General features: G+C 68.9%; 14 protein-coding genes. 3 read left to right on the top strand and 11 right to left on the bottom strand.

Annotated features, from left to right (window positions below):
- Positions 1–16 precede the first annotated feature (16 nt).
- Positions 17–1,531: an alpha/beta hydrolase gene (locus R3A49_01360; GenBank protein MEZ5169379.1), complete on the bottom strand. Its 1,515-nt coding sequence runs from the start codon at positions 1,529–1,531 to the stop codon at positions 17–19.
- Positions 1,532–1,687: 156 nt separating this feature from the next.
- On the opposite strand from R3A49_01360, the gene R3A49_01355 reads away from it, so the two are divergent.
- A complete protein-coding gene (locus R3A49_01355) occupies positions 1,688–2,068 on the top strand; it encodes a DUF4190 domain-containing protein (protein MEZ5169378.1) in 381 nt (126 codons plus the stop codon).
- A 77-nt stretch (positions 2,069–2,145) separates the two neighbouring features.
- Here R3A49_01355 and R3A49_01350 read toward each other — a convergent pair whose 3' ends face one another.
- The 4 genes from R3A49_01350 to R3A49_01335 are packed head-to-tail and all read right to left on the bottom strand — an operon-like array spanning position 2,146 to position 6,272.
- Positions 2,146–2,907, bottom strand: a complete 762-nt coding sequence (locus tag R3A49_01350) for an SDR family oxidoreductase (protein MEZ5169377.1) — start codon at positions 2,905–2,907, stop codon at positions 2,146–2,148.
- Positions 2,907–3,884 (bottom strand): cyclase family protein, encoded by a 978-nt coding sequence (locus R3A49_01345; GenBank protein MEZ5169376.1) that lies wholly within the window; start codon positions 3,882–3,884, stop codon positions 2,907–2,909. The genes R3A49_01350 and R3A49_01345 overlap by 1 nt, the downstream gene beginning before the upstream one ends.
- 8 nt (positions 3,885–3,892) lie before the next feature.
- A complete protein-coding gene (locus R3A49_01340; GenBank protein ID MEZ5169375.1) occupies positions 3,893–5,443 on the bottom strand; it encodes an AMP-binding protein in 1,551 nt (516 codons plus the stop codon).
- A 55-nt stretch (positions 5,444–5,498) separates the two neighbouring features.
- On the bottom strand, positions 5,499–6,272 hold the full coding sequence (locus R3A49_01335) for an SDR family oxidoreductase (protein ID MEZ5169374.1): 774 nt from the start codon (positions 6,270–6,272) through the stop codon (positions 5,499–5,501).
- 170 nt (positions 6,273–6,442) lie between these two features.
- Here R3A49_01335 and R3A49_01330 point away from each other — a divergent pair, with 170 nt between their 5' ends.
- Together R3A49_01330 and R3A49_01325 are read left to right on the top strand one after the other, a co-directional pair.
- The gene (locus R3A49_01330; GenBank protein MEZ5169373.1) at positions 6,443–7,831 is read left to right on the top strand and encodes a hypothetical protein; all 1,389 of its coding nucleotides are present in this window, start codon (positions 6,443–6,445) and stop codon (positions 7,829–7,831) included.
- 79 nt (positions 7,832–7,910) lie between these two features.
- The gene (locus tag R3A49_01325) at positions 7,911–8,684 is read left to right on the top strand and encodes a hypothetical protein (GenBank protein MEZ5169372.1); all 774 of its coding nucleotides are present in this window, start codon (positions 7,911–7,913) and stop codon (positions 8,682–8,684) included.
- Between the two features lie 63 nt (positions 8,685–8,747).
- Here R3A49_01325 and R3A49_01320 read toward each other — a convergent pair whose 3' ends face one another.
- The 6 genes from R3A49_01320 to R3A49_01295 all read right to left on the bottom strand — a co-directional run bounded on the left by R3A49_01320 (position 8,748) and on the right by R3A49_01295 (position 15,844).
- Positions 8,748–9,722, bottom strand: a complete 975-nt coding sequence (locus tag R3A49_01320) for an IS481 family transposase (protein MEZ5169371.1) — start codon at positions 9,720–9,722, stop codon at positions 8,748–8,750.
- Positions 9,723–9,821: 99 nt separating this feature from the next.
- A complete protein-coding gene (locus tag R3A49_01315; GenBank protein ID MEZ5169370.1) occupies positions 9,822–10,805 on the bottom strand; it encodes an LLM class flavin-dependent oxidoreductase in 984 nt (327 codons plus the stop codon).
- A 71-nt stretch (positions 10,806–10,876) separates the two neighbouring features.
- Positions 10,877–11,818, bottom strand: a complete 942-nt coding sequence (locus tag R3A49_01310) for a TIGR03619 family F420-dependent LLM class oxidoreductase (GenBank protein ID MEZ5169369.1) — start codon at positions 11,816–11,818, stop codon at positions 10,877–10,879.
- Positions 11,819–11,835: 17 nt separating this feature from the next.
- Positions 11,836–12,963, bottom strand: a complete 1,128-nt coding sequence (locus R3A49_01305; protein ID MEZ5169368.1) for an LLM class flavin-dependent oxidoreductase — start codon at positions 12,961–12,963, stop codon at positions 11,836–11,838.
- A 79-nt stretch (positions 12,964–13,042) separates the two neighbouring features.
- Positions 13,043–14,527: an aldehyde dehydrogenase family protein gene (locus R3A49_01300; protein MEZ5169367.1), complete on the bottom strand. Its 1,485-nt coding sequence runs from the start codon at positions 14,525–14,527 to the stop codon at positions 13,043–13,045.
- 117 nt (positions 14,528–14,644) lie between these two features.
- Positions 14,645–15,844, bottom strand: coding sequence for an amidohydrolase family protein (locus R3A49_01295; protein ID MEZ5169366.1), 1,200 nt, complete (start codon positions 15,842–15,844; stop codon positions 14,645–14,647).
- Positions 15,845–15,871: the final 27 nt, after the last annotated feature.

Here is a 15,871-nt window from a genome sequence, read left to right as displayed (position 1 = left end):
GGTCCTGCGACACGTGCTACGGGTCGCAGGTCATGCCGTCGTCGGGCACCGTCAGGTCGATCAGGTAGTCGTCGACGGCACTGTCGATACAGGAGTGCCCGAGGCCGTATGCCAAGTGGCCGCGGGCATCGAGGCGCAGGAGCACACCCGACTCGAGCTGCTCGGCGAGAGACTCGGCCCACTCCTTCGGTGTGGCCGGGTCGCCGCGGGTGCCGATCACGAGAATCGGCGGCGCTCCCGAGGCGTGGACCGGGCCCTCCCACCCGTCGGGCGGCGCGGCCCAGTACACACACGGATAGCCCAGATTCACACCCGACTCACCGAACCGGGGCGCGGCTTCACCCACGCGGGCAGCCAGGTCGTCGTGCTCCTCGGGCGTCGTCGTGGACGTGCCGTCCACGCAGCCGATGGCCTGGAACGCCGCCTGCGAACCGTCGTAGGAACCGAAGCCGTCCCGACCGACATAGCTGTCGAAGAGGATCGTGAGGGGATCGGCGTTGCCGTCCTCCGCTGCGTCGAGGGCATCGCCCAGTACCGTGAAGCCGCGCTCGCCGTTGTAGAGAGCGGTGACGACAGCGATGTCGGCTTCGCCGGGGCCCAGAACGCGCCCGTCAGAGCTTTCGATTCCCTCGTTGTCGATCTCCCGCATCAGGTCGTCGTAGGCCGTCTCGGGATCACCGTCCGAGTTGAATCGGCAGGAGCTGTCACCCGCGCACCAGTCGAGAAACTCCTCGAACTGCATCTCGAAGCCGAGCGACTGCTGGACGGCCCCCTCCTCGTCGCTCAACGTCGGATCGACCGCGCCGTCGAGGACGAACGCACGGACCCGCTCGGGGAAGAGCTCTGCGTACAGAGCGCCGAGGTACGTGCCGTACGAGAAGCCGACGTAGCTGATCTGCTCCTCACCGAGTGCCTCCCGGATCAGGTCCATGTCCTGGGCGACGTCGAGTGTGCTCACGTACTCGAGCAGTGATCCGCTCGCCTCGGCGCACGAGTCGGCATACTCCTTCGACACCGAGCGGAGCTCGGCCAACTCGTCGTCGTCGTCGGGGGTCGTGTCGAGAGCGAAGAGCCGGTCGAGGTCGAACGGGCACTCCACGGGTGTGCTCGATCCCACCCCCCGGGGGTCGAACCCGACGATGTCGAAGTGGTCGAGAACCTCGGCCCCGAAGACGTCCTCGGACTGCACCGCGAGATCCACTCCCGATGCACCCGGTCCCCCGGGATTGACGAGGAGTGAGCCGATGCGCTCGTCGGGGTCGCCGGCGGGAAGCCGGATCAGCGCGATCGAGATCGTGTCGCCGTCGGGCACCTCGTGGTCGAGGGGAACGGTGAGTGCGCCACACTGGAACCCTCCACCGCAATCCTCCCAGTCGATCGACCCGCGCGTCGCTGTGTCATTGGTCGTGGACGACGTCGTGGACGACGTCGTCGACGAGCTCGACAGGAGGGAATCGATAAAGCCCTCGTCGTCGCCATCACTGCTGCACGCGGCGAGGAGGAGGACCGACGCCAGGAGAGAAGCGGCCACGGGGAAGCGACGCATTTCCACAAGGGTAGGTGGCGCCGCCCCGTGGTAGGGAGCACCGGGACCTCGGACCGCATCCCGGCACGGCGGCGGATGGCTCACGGAAGCCGTAGATTGGATCGCGGCGCCGAAGCGGACACCATGTGTGAGGAGCGAGCCATGCCCGACGATGACTCCTACGCCGGCGAACCCCCGCCGTCCGATCCGATCGGACTGCCGCCGCCACCTGCTGCACCCCGGCAGCCACCGCAGGCGTACTCACCGGTGACGCCGAGGTACAACGGGCTCGCCATCGCAGGCATGATCCTCGGGATTCTCTGGATCTACTGGGTCGGATCGGTCCTCGCTCTCATCTTCGGGTACATCTCGAAGGGGCAGATCGACGAGTCGAATGGCTGGCAGACAGGTCGCGGCATGGCCATAGCCGCCATCGTGCTCGGTTGGGTGGGGATCGGCCTGCTCGCCGTCACCATTGTCGCGGCGATCATCGTGGCCTCGAACGACGACGTCTCCCTGGGCCGGCTCCTGGTCGGGACCTGACCGCTCGATGCGGCGCCGGACCTCGATGCGTCATGAGGTGCCACATGTAGCTGCACTGACGCGTCGTTTGCCGAGCGCTACGGACCGTCGGGACGGACGACGGCGTCGGTGCCGCCGTCGACGAAGACGTTGGCTCCCTGCACGTAACACGCGGCGTCGGACAGCAGGAACGCGATCACGTCGGCGATCTCGACGGGTGTCCCCGGGCGCCCGAGGGGAATCGGCAGGTCTCTCGTCGCGGCCCCCAGGATCTCGTCGTCCATCGTCCGGTCCAGGAGAGGGGACTCGAAGGCACCCGGCGCCACGGCGTTCAGCCTGACTCCCCGTTCACCGAGCCCCGGAGCGCGTCGGCGCATCGCGCGCGTCACGGCCAGCTTCGACGTGGCGTAGACCGTGTGGCCGGCCAGCTCGGTGGCACGGGCACGTGCTGCCGGCTCGTCGCCCGCCAGGCACAGCTCCACGAGCTCCTCGTCGACCGTCGGGTCGAGGGTCGTGCTGTTCGACGACACGAGCACGACTCGTGCGTCCCCCGCTGCGACGAGGTCGCCCGCCAGGGTGTCGAGCATCTCGACGGTACCGAAGTAGTTGACGGCGAGGAGCATTCCCCGATCGGGCTGCGTCGGACCGAGCCCGGCCGCGCACACGAGGCGGTCGATGGACCCGTCGGCAGCAGCACGGGCCTCGTCCACCGCTCGGCGACGTCCGTCGGCGTCCGAGAGATCGGCGATCACCTCGGCGTCGCGGACGTCGACACCGACGACGCGGTGCTCCACCCCGAGCCGGTCGACGACCGCTCGCCCCAGTCCCCCGGCCGCTCCTGTCACGACCGCCGTACCCATCATTTCACCGCCGTCGGTGCAACCGGGGCGCCGGCGGCACCGGTGATCGGAAGAGGGGTGGCGCTGAGGAGGAACTCGTGGCGCCCGTCGGCGGCACAGTCGTCCGCGAGGTCCTCGAGGTACCACAGCTGGCCCTGGACGAGACCCACGTCGCGCAGGTCGATCATGTGCACGGGTAGCAGCACCGCCGGATCCTCGCACGGCCACACCTCGAACACGAACGTGTCGGTGGCGACGGCCGCCACGTCGTGGCGTGCGAACCACTCGATGGCCGCGACGCCCACACCCGCCGTGTCGGTGCGGTAGAGGTCGTCGTCGCCCTGGCGGGCCAGGCGCGGCGCTGTCGACGGATCGTCGGTCTCGGGGTCGTCACGTCGGAGCGTCTGCGGCTGACCGGTGCGGATCAGCACGATGTCGCCGGGTTCGACACCGAGCCCCGTGGCCGCGAGCGCGGCATCGAGGTCCGTGTCGGTGATCGGGTATCCGCCCGGTAGTCGGTCGACGCCGTGCGTGCGAGCGACGTCGAGGAGGACGCCGCGCGTCACGACCGAGCCCAGGTGCTCGGCTCCGAGCCTCACGGCGCCGGCACCGGTCACGACGTCGAGCGACGTGTCGTTCCAGAGGCGCTCGTCGTAGCCCACGTGCGCCAGGGCGTCCCAGTGGGTGGAGGCCTGCGTCCCCAGCCGCACCACCTCGTCGGTCGTCGTGAAGTCGCCGGGGTCGCCGGTGACCGACATCCCGGCGGCGAGCACCTCTATCTCGGGGTTGACGCGCCCGGGGACGCCGCCGGTCTGTGGACCCTCCGCGTGGAACTGCATCGCCAGGGAGAACGTCCGCCCGTCGCGCACGGCGCCCGCACCCCGTTTCACGGCGTCGGGCGTGATGAGGTTCAGGGTTCCCCGCTGGTCGTCGGCGCCCCATCGCCCGGTGTTCGAGACCCGTGCGGCGAGCGCCCGTAGCTCCTCGCTGAGCGGCACGGGACGCGCTAGCCCTCGTCGGTGAAGGTCTCGCGCAGCTCGTGCTTGAGGACCTTGCCGGTGGGGTTGCGCGGCAGCGAGGCAACGACTTCGAGTTGCTCGGGAGCCTTGCGTGACGTGAGGCCCGCGTCCGTGAGGAACCGGAAGAGGCCGTCGAGTGTGGGGGGCTCGGCTCCGTCCTCGACCACCACCACTGCACAGGCTCGCTCGCCCGATGTCGCGTCGGGCAGGCCGATGACGGCGACATCGGCCACGGCCGGATGGTCGAAGAGCAGGTCCTCGACCTCCTTGGCGGAGATGTTCTCGCCCTTGCGGATGATGATGTCCTTCAGGCGCCCGGTGATGGAGATGTAGCCCTCGTCGTCCTGGTTCCCCAGGTCGCCTGTGCGGAAGAAGCCCCGGTCGTCGAAGGCGTCGGCATCGAGGGAGCTGTCGAGGTAGCCCCGGAACAGCTGCGGGCCCTTGGCGCGGATCTCCCCCTCCTCCCCGGTGCCGGCGTCGGTGCCGTCGAGGGTGACGATCCGGACCTCCACTCCCGGGGTCGGGCGCCCCTCGGTGAGCGAGAGCTTCTCGTCGGGGTCGTGGATCGACCCCATCGCCAGGATCGGGCACTCGGTGAGCCCGTAGCCCGACACGACACCGGCACCGCCGAGCTCGGCCTTGACCTCACCGTGCAGTTGCGGGGGCTTCGCCGCACCGCCCCCCGGGAACGCCCGGACGTCGGGGAAGATGGGCTCGTCGGGGTCCTCCCGCTGCGCGGCGAGGTAGGCCATGTGGAACGGCGTGCCCGCCCCGGCGATCGTGACGTGCTCGCGGGCGAGAACCGGGATCGTCGTGGCCGGGTTGAACGCCTCGATCACGATCTGTGGGAACCCGACCATGAGCCCGGCATCGAGCCAGCCGATCCCACCGATGTGGGTGAAGGGAAACACGAGGGCGTTGCGGTCGTCGGGTGTGAGCTCGAGGGCCTTCACCATGGCGTAGGCCGAGTGCATGACGGTGCGATCGGTGTGGCGGGCCCCCTTGGGGTCGGCCGTCGTGCCGGACGTGTAGAACACCCAGCGGACGGGGTCGTCGTCGCGGGAGTCGTGGACCGGCGGCGGCGCAGGCAGCGATGCAGGATCGCCTTCGGGCAGTGTGCGGTCGGCAACGAGCACCTCGAGCCCGTCGACGTCGCCGGCGATGCCACGGGACATCCCCTCGAAGTCGAAACCCGCCCACTCCGACGGGCAGATCAGCAGCGACGCGCCCGTCTGACGGGTGATGAAACCGACCTCCCGCTCGCGGTAGATCGGCAGCATCGGGTTCTGCACCGCACCGAGACGTGCCAGGGCTGCGACGAGTACGGCCGACTCGATCCACGTGGGGAGGATCCACGACACGGGTGCTCCCTCGGCGACCCCGACGCCGGCCAGCCCTGCGGCGGCACGCTCGGCCGCTGCGCGGTACTCACTGAAGCTCATGTGCCGCTCGTCCTCGTCGACGGCGAAAAGGGCGTCCGGGGTGAGCTCGGCACGGCGGTCGACCAGCTCCCACAGCGTGCGGGCGTCGTCGATCATCGGGGGCTCCTTCGTGTTCCCCGAACGCGCCAGGAATCCGGTGCTCGGGTGTCCATCAGGCTGTGATGCCACCGTCGATCGAGACGATGGAACCGGTCATGTAGCGCGCATCCTCGGACGCGACATAAGCGATGAGGGCCGCCACCTCCTCCGGGGCGGCGTTGCCCAGGGGGCTCATCAGGTGGGAGAAGTCGCGCAGGAACTGCTCGATGTCGACCCCGGCGGGTGGTTGGAATCCTGTGTCCTCGGCCAAGACCATCGGCGTGTCCATCCCGCCCGGCGCGACACAGGTGACGCGTACACCGCGTCCGTTGTACTCGACGGCAAGGGCGCGGGAGAGGTTGACGACCCCTCCCTTGGAGGCGCAGTACGCGGCCGAGTACTTCTGGCCCATGAGACCCGCATTGGAGGCGATGTTGATGATCACACCTCCACCGTCGAGCAGGTGCGGGAGCGCGGCCTGGGACACGAGGAACGTCCCTGTGAGGTTCACCCCGATGATGCGGCTCCAGTCCTCGAAGGGAACATCGACGGTGTGCTCGAAGCGTCCGATCCCGGCTGCGTTGACGACGATCGTGGGACGACCGAGCTCGGCGGCGGTCGTCGCCACAGCCTGTGCAACCGATTCCGGGTCGCTCACGTCGACGGGGACGGCCCGCGCGGTGCGTCCCGGCTCGGAGATCTCTGCGGCTGTCTTCTCGGCCGCATCCTCGGCGATGTCGAGACACGCGACAGCGCCACCTTCGGAGGACAGCCGGAGAGCCGTGGCACGCCCGAGCCCCGAGCCGGCACCGGTCACGATGGCCACCTGATCGTCGAAACGCCCCACTGCTCCCCTTTTCGCTCCCACCGGCTGTGAACGGCCGAATCTAACGCAGGTCACCGTCTCCACCAAGGTCGAGGGACCGCGGCCCGGATCAGTTCAGACCCCGCGGGCGGGCGCCGATAGGACAGCACCTCGAGATCGGACGTGACATGCGCTGTCGCCGGCCACGATTCATGCCAGTCCTTGCGCTCGTCGTCGCGCTGTCGTCGCCGGCCGCTGCAGCCGACTGGGACTACGCCCAACCCGGCACTCCGACCGAGTTGGCGCAGGACGGGACCATCTGGCGCGCCGCCAGCAGCACCCCCGACGGCTCGGGAGTCGTCTTCTACGGTGGCGACATCCTGGGGCTTCCCAACGGCTCACCCGCATCGGGGGCGATGTGGCTCTACAACGGCTCGTGGTCCGCGATCTGCGGCACGACGGTGTCGGGCGCGGACAGCCCGTGCGCTCCGGGGCCACGCTCGGCCTCTGGCATGGCGCCGGCCGGCACCGGTGTGACGCTCTACGGAGGCTCGCCGATCGGGGTCGGCAACGACGGCGGCGGGCCGGTGTCGATGGACGACGACACCTGGAACTGGAACGGCTCGACGTGGACCCAGGTGTGCGACGGATGCGCGCCCGGTCGGCGGTCGGGCCCCGCGATGGCGAGCAGCGCCGACCTGTCCCACGTCATCCTGTTCGGCGGAGCAACGCTCGACGGCGGCGACCTGTTCCCCGACGGCACATGGCGCTACGACGCCGGCTCGGGATCGTGGACACAGATCTGCGGGACCGACATGACGCCCTCCGACCCGTGCGGCCCGGACGGCCGTTGGGGCGCCAGCATGGCCTGGGACGGCACCCGGTTCGTGATGTTCGGCGGATCTCAGGGCTTCGGGCCCGCCGACACCTACTTCGACGACACGTGGACGTTCGACCCCGTCGCCGAGACATGGACGCAGGTCTGTGGGTCGAGCATTGCAACTCCCTGCGGCCCGACCCGCCGTATCTACGGCTCCCTGGTCTCCCTCCCCGACGCGTCGCCCCCGGGCGCGCTGCTCGTCGGCGGTGGGTTCATCGGCGTCGAACCGCCGCCACCCGACGATGGTCCGCGTGGCGACACCTGGTACTGGGACGGGTCCGGCTGGAGTGAGCTCCAGACCTTCGACCCCGGGTGCGGTGTCCTCTTCCCGAACGGCGCAAGCATCGGGGGTGAGACGGCGGTGCTCGTCGGCGCCCGGACCTCGAGCACAGGAATCGCGTCGATCGACTCCCTGCTCGGCGGCTGGGACCTCCCCGGCGGCTCGGTGTGCGGTGACGCCGCACCTCCCGAACCGCCCGACCCGCCCGACCCGCCCGGGCCCACGCCGCCCGACCCCGACGGGCCGAGCGGGCCCGGAGGCGGATCGGGCGACGGCACGTCCGGCGGCAGCACGGGAGAGGGAACGGGACCGTCCGCATCTCCGACGCTGCCGGCCACAGGACCCTGGTCGTCACCTGCGGGGATCGCGCTCGTCGCGCTCCTGGCTGTCGTGGGTGGCGGGGTGCTGGTCCGTCGCTCGGTCGTCCGGCGAAGCGTCTGAGCTGCCTGGCGCCGCGCTGAGTCCCTGCTAGAAAAGCGGCGGCGCGCTCGCGTCGTCGCGACACGAGGGAAGGGACCTGATGCCGGAGAAGCCGATCCGACTCGGCGGGATGCTGTTCACGCTCGTGGAGCCGCACGTCGGCCACGAGGTCGACTACAACCGCTGGTACGAGCGTGACCACTTCTACGCCGGGTGCATGATCGGCGCCGATTGCTTCGCGGGTGGGCGCTTCGTGGCGACCCGGGAGTGCAAGGACCGCCGCTACCCGGCGACGAGCTCCTTCGCCGACGACACGTCGCAGGGCTCGTACCTGGCGCTCTACTGGATCCTGCGCGGCAGCTTCGGGTCGTGGATCCAGTGGGGAACCGAGCAGGTGCACCGACTGCATGCCGACGGCCGCATGTTCCCCCACCGCGACCATGTCCACACACTCATGTACACCTTCGCCGGATCCCGGACACCGGGTGACGACGGCATGCCGGTGGAACTCGCCCTCGACCGGTGCTTCCCGGGCATCGTGGCGGTCGTGGGCGAGGTCTCCGACGGCCACACGCTCGACGACGTCGATGCCTGGTTCGCCGACCGGCCGGTGCCGGCGGAGGTCGTGGCCACCTTCACGCCGATCCCCCTCGGCGACGAGGCCCCGAAGGACGTGAAGGGTGACGTCGGTGAGGGTCGCTTCGTACAGCTGGCCTTCGTGGACGGAGATCCCCTGGCGGCGTTCGACGAGAGCTACGCCTCTCTGGGCGACGAGCTGTCGGCGTCCGGCCTGGGGGCGGTCGTCTTCGCCTCCCCGTTCCTGCACACGGTGCCGGGAACCGACACCTACACCGACCAACTCCGGTCGTCGTAGTGCGTCACTGAGGTCCGCAGGGCGGACCTCAGTGACGCACTACGAGCTAGATGTACCCGGCCATCAGGTTGGTGACAGTCGGCTGATCGGGGGCTTGCCCCCGAGGGCGCTGTGACGGCGGCGAGTGTTGTAGGTCTCGAGCCATGGCGCCAGCGCTTCGGATCGCTCGTCGTTGGAGCGGAACACTTGCCGATAAGCCCACTCGGTCTGGAGGGTGCGGTTGAAGCGTTCGACCTTGCCGTTCTGCCAGGGGCAGTGCGGTTTGATGAGCACGTGGCGGGCCCCGAGCCGTTCGAGCTTCGCAGCCAGGTCGTTGCTTCGAGTGTAGCTCCAGTGGTTGTCGGTCATGACCCGTTCGATGCGCCAGATGCCAGCGGCGGCGAAGACGTCGACGGCTCTGGCGAAGAACCCGGCGCAGCTCGCAGCGGTCTCGTCAGGAAGGATCTCGGAGTACGCGTAGCGGGAGTGGTCATCGACCATCGAGTGCACGTAGTCGAACCCGATGCGGGCCTTCTTCTTCGCTGAGGTGGAGCCCATGTGGCGGCCGTGGGCTTTCCAGCCTCCACCGTCGGGGATCCGCCCGATCTTCTTGACGTCCATGTGCACGAGCTCGCCGGGCTTGGATCGTTCGTAGCGGACCGCGGTCGTCTTCGAGGCCCGGATCACCTCTCCGGTCAACGGGTCGCACTCCACCAGGCGAGGGACCTGGTGGCGCCGCAGGATCCGGGTGATCGTGCGGGCCGGGACACCAATATCGGGGGCCAACATGTCGGGCCCCTGGCGGCGTTCCCGGCGGGCGGAGAGCACACGTTGTTCGACCTCGACGCTGGTTCGTTTCGGGCTTGAGTGCGGACGCGATGACCGGTCATGAAGACCGGCTTCGCCTTCGGCGTCGTAGCGGGCCACCCAGCGGTGCGCGCACTGCCGCGACACACCCATTGCTTTGGCCACATGCGCGACTGGCGCGCCCTCGAAGCGGATCCGTTGGACCAGCAACTGCCGGCCGTGGAACGTCAGACGAGCATTACGGTGAGACACGAAGACCTCCGGACATTGTGAAGACGGCTATCTCCACAGTGCACCCGGAGGTCTTCGCTATCGATCACCCCGCGTCACCAACGTCATGGCCGAGTACATCTAGAGGCGGGGCAACACCTCGGCGGCCGTGAGCTCGAGTGATCTCCATCCGATCTCCGGCGGGATGCCCGCACTCAGCGGGTTCAGGACGAAAGCACCCGCCGGACCGGCCTCCTCGGCGAGGGCCACCGCCTCGTCGGGGGTGACCACGTCGTAGGCACCCGTCGCCCGCACGTCGTCGACCGTCTCGACCCCCGGCACGTGTACCGCCGACGTCTGGTCGCTCGACTGGAACGAGTCGTAGAGCTGCGCCTCGTGCAGGAGGTAGGGGCCGATCTCGCCCCAGGTGCGGTCGACGTCGTCGGTCACGAACACGAACGTCGAGCCCCGGGGCTGGATCACGAAACCCCCCTCCTGACCGTGGCGGGCGGCCTCGTCGGCGTACCAGTCGTGGAAGCGCTCATCGACGTCGGCCGGGAAGAACGGCAGGCCGAGCCTGGCTGCACGGCGGCACGCCACCTCCGTGGAGCCGCCGACCATCACCATCGGGTGCGGCTGCGTGAAGGGCCTCGGCGTGGCGCGCACCGTGCGGCCTTTCCACTCGAACGGCTCCCCCGTCCAGGCCTTCAGCATCACCTGGAGGTTCTCCTCGAGGATCTTCCCACGGCGCCGCTTCTCGACACCGGCCATCGTGAACTCCTCGGGGCGGTAGCCGATCCCTGCCACGATCGACACCCGACCTCCCGACGCCAGGTCGAGCACCGCCAACTGCTCGGCGATGCGCACCGGATCGTGCAGCGTGACGAGGGCGGCTGCGGCGGTGACGTTGAGGGTCGTCGTGCGCCCGGTGACCACACCGGCCATCGTGAGAGGTGCGGGCATCCAGCCGTTGTCGAGCCCGTGGTGCTCGGAGAACACGACGTATCCGAGATCGTTCTGCTCGGCCCAGTCGCACATCTCCAGGCACGCCACGTAGTAGTCGCGGGCGGGAACCGGCGCGAAGTCGGGCACCATCAGGTCGAACCGCATCGTCACGACCGCCATGTCAGCGTCCTTTCATGAACTTGGATGCGTCCGTGGAGCGCGCTATGTGCGCCCCACGGACGCGTCAAACATCAAACACGGATCAGGTGGGGGGCGACCTGCGAGCCGAAAGCGGCGAGCTGGTCGCAGTACTCGTCGAGGGAACGGGCGTGGAGCTTCACCTGGAGGTGGCTCACGCCCCAGGAGCCGTACTCGTTGTAGGACTCCACGATCTCGTCGGGAGACGCAACGAGAGCGCCCCGGGGGACGTCCCATTCGGCCTCGCCCACGTGACAGCCCACCATGGCGCCGATCTCGATCTCGGCGCCCGGGCGAACGTCGTCACGGTGTCGCTCGAGATACTCGATCTGTTCCGGCATCTTGTCGCGGGGAGTGCCCTGGGGAATCCACCCGTCGCCACGTTCAGCGGCTCGACGTAGCGCCGGCCGCGAGGAGCCCCCCACCCAGATCGGCACGTGGTCCTGGACCGGACGCGGCGCCAGCCCGACGCCGTGGACGTGGAGCGTCGGTCCGTCGAAGGCGGGGTACTCGTCGGCGAGTGCAACCCGCAGGAGGTCGATCGACTCGTCGAGCGTGCTCCCCCGCTCTGCGAAGTCGACGCCCAGCGCCTCGAACTCCCCCTCCACGTGTCCTGCTCCGACACCGACCAGGGCCCGGCCGGCCGACAGTTCGTCGAGAGTCGACACCGCCTTGGCAGTCTCGAGCGGATGGCGGAACGGGCCGACGAGAACGTTCGTCATGAGACGTGTCGTCTCCGTGACGGCGGCGAGGTACGACAAGGTCACGAACGGGTGGTACCAGGTGGTCGACATCGTCTCCGCCGCGGCGCGCGGGATCGCCGTGTGATCACACACAGCGACGTAGAACGCGCCGGCACCATCGGCGGCCTTCGCCGACTCCACGAGAGGCCCTGCGCCGAGTCCCCGTTCCCACGGCGACGCGACCATCTTCGACTGGGCCACGACAGGGAGCTGCACGCCCCACGCGAGACGTCCGGCAGGAACGATGCCCACGTCGCGTCCGCCCGCTGTCAGGCGAACTGCTCGTCGCGCTGACGGGTCGTCGAGTGGACCGGGTCGGTGTCGAAGTCGGGGAGAACGTGCCTACCGAACGTCTCCTGCGACTCCTGGACGACCTCCAGCGGGATGATGTTGTTCAGCAACCCGAAGATGATCTGGTCGGCGCCGGCCTCGACGTACTTCTGCACGCCGCCCGCACACTCCTCGGGGTCGCCGGCCACGAGAACACCGAGCTCCACAGCCCTGCGGATCTCCTCAGGCGTCGGCTCGGGAACCAGCTCGGGCCACTCCGGAACGCCCTCGGGCTTCGCCACCGAGTCGAGCCACTTGAACACGAGGCTCTGGTAGTAGCCGGAGTTGGCGTTGGTCGCCACGTCGCGTGCCCGGTCGCCGTCCTCGAAGCAGAACAGCCGGCTCACGCACGCCACGTTGTCGTTGACGTAGCCGCCGACCGGATCACTGCACCGTGCCACCTCCTCCTTGTACGTCTCGATGAGGGGTGCGAGCTTCGACGGTGCACCCATGGCGAAGCACAGGGCGCCGACTCCCATCCTGCCCGCCTTCTCGAAGGTGGCGGGGCTCCCACACGCCATCCAGATCGGGGGGTGGGGCTGCGTGTAGGGCTTGGGCAGCACCATGCGCTCGGGCATCGAGAAGCACTCGCCGTCGTAGGAGTAGCGGCCGGGCTTCATCATCTCGAGAACCTGCGGGAGCACCTCGTCGGCCATCGCCTTGGTGGTGTCGGGGTCGGGTATGCCGAAGCCCTGGTACTCGGTGCTCGACGACCCGCGGCCGACGCCCCACTCGAAGCGGCCCTCGCTCACGTGGTCGAGCATCGCGACGCGCTCGGCGGTTCGGGCCGGCGGGTTCACCGGTGGCGTGAGGTTCCAGATGCCCGAACCCAGATGGATGCGCTCCGTGCGACCGGCGAGGTAACTCATGATGATCTCGCTCGCCGAGACGTGCGAGTACTCCTCGAGGAAGTGGTGCTCGGTGAACCAGGAGTACTTGAAGCCGACCTTGTCGCCGGTGACGCCGACCTCGACCTCGTCCATGAGACGTGTGTGCTCGAGCTTGCGCTGCGCCTCGTCGGTCTCCTGGTGGAGGACGTGGCCCGAGTGGAAGATTCCGAACTCCATGGTGAACTGCTCCTGTTGCTGTGTCGGTAGACGTCTGTCGATGTACGAACTGCGTGAACGGTTCCTGGCCGACTCGCGGCTAGCCGGGCCACACGACGGACTGGAGCTCGCTGTAGGCATGGAGCCCGAACGAGCCACCGTCACGGCCCACACCGCTCAGCTTCGTGCCGCCGAACGGCGTCTCGTGGTTGCGCTGCACCGTGTTGATCCCGACGTTGCCGGCCCGCAGACGACGGGACATCGCCAGCCCCTTCGCGGAGTCGCCGGTGAAAACGTAGTCGTAGAGGCCGAAGTCGCTGTCGTTGGCGATGGCGATGGCCTCCTCGTCGTCGTCGAACGGAATGGCGACGATCACGGGCCCGAAGATCTCCTCGCGCGCCACACGCATGTCGTTGCGGCAGCCAGCGAGCAGTGTGGGCTCCACGTAGAAGCCCCTCTCCATGGCGGCCCGGCCGCCGCCGGCGACGACCTCGGCCCCCTCGTCGGCACCGATGCCCACGTACCCCTCCACACGGTCACGGTGCGCGGCGCTGATCAACGGCCCCACGACGGTCCCCTTCTCGAGCGGGTCGCCGACCGTGAGCATCCCGGCCATCGTCGTGAGGCCCTCCACGAAGGGCTCGTAGACCGAGCGGTGCACGATCGCCCGCGTGGGCGCGGTGCAGATCTGACCCGAGTGGAACGACCAGACCGAGCCGACCTGACCGATGGCGTTCTTCAGGTCGGCGTCCTCACGCACGATCCCGGCGCCCTTGCCACCCAACTCCAGGAGAAGACGCTTCATCGTGCGCCCGGCAGCTTCGGCGATGGCCAGGCCCACACCGGTGCTGCCGGTGAAGCTGATCATGTCGACGTCGGGCGACTCCACGAGTGCCTCGCCCGTCTCGGGGCCCGATCCCGTGACGACGTTGACGACGCCGGGCGGGAACCCGACCTCCTCGAGGATGGCCACGAGCTCGATGACGGCCAGCGGGTCCTGGGGTGCGGGCTTCACGACGACGGTGTTGCCCATGGCGAGTGCAGGGCCGATCTTTCCGGCCATGTTGACGATCGGGAAGTTGTAGGGCGTGATGCATGCGACGACCCCGACCGGTGCACGGCGGGCCATCGCCCCCATGATCCCGCCGGGCGCCAGCGCCGTCGCCGGCACCTCCTGGGGCGGGAGCGGGATGACCGACGGCTCCAGCGCGCCACGCGCGTAGCGCTCGAAGCGACTGGCAGCCACCGGCACCTGCATCTGCTTCCCCACCGTGGCGGTGCAGCCGGTCTCGGCGATCACGAGCGGAATGAGCTCCTCGGAGCGTTCCGTGATCCTCCGGGCGGCCGCCCGCATGAGCTCTGCGCGTTCCGAGGGAGACGTCTGCGACCAGCTCTCGAAGGCGTCCTTCGCCGCGGCGGCAGCAGCGTGCGCGTCATCGGCCGTGCCCTCGGGCGCCTGGCCGACGACCTCCTCGGTGGCGGGATTGACGACCTCGTAGGTGCCGGCCGAGCCGGGCACCCAGGAGTCGCCGATCAGGAGGCGGTAGTCACGCGAGCGGCTCTGCGCCGCGGTTGCCTGTGCCATCTGTGAGTGCTGCCCCCCGGGAGATGAACGGCCTGCGGTGCGGCCCCGCCGAACCAGGAATCAGAAATATAACGTGTTCTAATTCCGATGTCGACCCGGGTGGCCTGAGCAGCGTCGCTACCCGTCGAGGTCGAGGTGGAGCATGCGGATGGCGTTGCCCCGCACGATCTTGTGGATCGTCTCGTCGTCGAGGTCCTTCATGATGCGCTGGGCGATCTCCAGGGTGTTCGGCCACGTGGAGTCGGAGTGCGGGTAGTCGGTCTCGAAGGTGACGGTGTCGACACCGATGGCCTCGAGGTTGTTCAGCCCGTGGGCGTCGTTGAAGAAGCACCCGTAGACGTGCTCCCGGTAGTACTGGCTCGGCGGCTTCAGCACCTTGTCGCGCACACCGGCCCATCCCCGGTTCTCCTCCCAGACGGCATCGGCACGCTCCAGGATGTAGGGGATCCAGCCGATCTGGCCCTCTGAATAGGCCACGACGAGACCGGGGTGCTTCTCGAACACCCCCGACATCAGGTAGTCGGTGAGCGACATCGCCGCGTTCATGTACGTGAGCGTGGAGCTCACGCCCGGGGGCGCGTCGGCCGACGTGGACGGCATCTTCGACGACGACCCGATGTGCATGCACACGACCGTGTCGGTCTCGGCGCACGCCGCGAAGAACGGGTCCCAGTAGCCGTCGGGATCGTGGATCGACGGCAGGCCCAGGAACGGTGGGATCTCGGTGAACGCCACGGCGTGCGCGCCGCGCTCGGCGTTGCGCCGCACCTCGGCGGCTGCCAGCTCGGCGTCCCAGAGCTGGATGATCGGAAGCGGGATCAGCCGACCGTCGGAGCCGGCGCACCACTCGTCGAACATCCAGTCGTTGTAGGCCTTGACGCAGAGGTCGGAGAGCTCCTTGTCGTTCGCCTCCATGAACGTCTGGCCGCAGAACCGGGGGAACGTCGGGAACGAGAGCGAGGCCTCGACGTGGTTGACGTCCATGTCGGCGAGGCGGGCCGTCGGGTCGTAGCAGCCGTCGCGCATCTCGTCGTAGGTGATGGCGGTGATCTTCACCTCGTCGCGGTCGAATCCGACCGCGGCCGACAGGCGCGTCTGCGGCCACTCGAGATCCTCGTAGAGCCACCAGTCGCACATCGGCCCCTCGGTGCCGCGCTCGTAGGTGAACTTGCCGCCCTTGAAGACCATGTCGCCCAGCGGCTCGGTGACCACCCGCGGGCCGACGTCGCGGTACCTGGCCGGGAGGCGGTCCTGCCAGACGTCGGCGGGCTCCACCACGTGGTCGTCGACGGAGATGATCCTCGGGAAGTCGCTCATGGGGCGCAGCCTAGACCTGACACTCCG

Source organism: Acidimicrobiia bacterium (assembly GCA_041394025.1).
Lineage (GTDB): Bacteria > Actinomycetota > Acidimicrobiia > IMCC26256 > JAOSJL01 > JAOSJL01.
This window is presented reverse-complemented; position numbering and strand designations above follow the sequence as displayed.

Bases quoted from the DNA above. Each gene is read 5' to 3' on its own strand.
- R3A49_01355 (MEZ5169378.1), top strand. From the start codon at position 1,688: ATGCCCGACGATGACTCCTACGCCGGCGAACCCCCGCCGTCCGATCCG.
- R3A49_01350 (MEZ5169377.1), bottom strand. From the start codon at position 2,907: ATGGGTACGGCGGTCGTGACAGGAGCGGCCGGGGGACTGGGGCGAGCG.
- R3A49_01340 (MEZ5169375.1), bottom strand. From the start codon at position 5,443: ATGATCGACGACGCCCGCACGCTGTGGGAGCTGGTCGACCGCCGTGCC.
- R3A49_01330 (MEZ5169373.1), top strand. From the start codon at position 6,443: ATGCCAGTCCTTGCGCTCGTCGTCGCGCTGTCGTCGCCGGCCGCTGCA.
- R3A49_01325 (MEZ5169372.1), top strand. From the start codon at position 7,911: ATGCCGGAGAAGCCGATCCGACTCGGCGGGATGCTGTTCACGCTCGTG.
- R3A49_01315 (MEZ5169370.1), bottom strand. From the start codon at position 10,805: ATGGCGGTCGTGACGATGCGGTTCGACCTGATGGTGCCCGACTTCGCG.
- R3A49_01305 (MEZ5169368.1), bottom strand. From the start codon at position 12,963: ATGGAGTTCGGAATCTTCCACTCGGGCCACGTCCTCCACCAGGAGACC.
- R3A49_01300 (MEZ5169367.1), bottom strand. From the start codon at position 14,527: ATGGCACAGGCAACCGCGGCGCAGAGCCGCTCGCGTGACTACCGCCTC.
- R3A49_01295 (MEZ5169366.1), bottom strand. From the start codon at position 15,844: ATGAGCGACTTCCCGAGGATCATCTCCGTCGACGACCACGTGGTGGAG.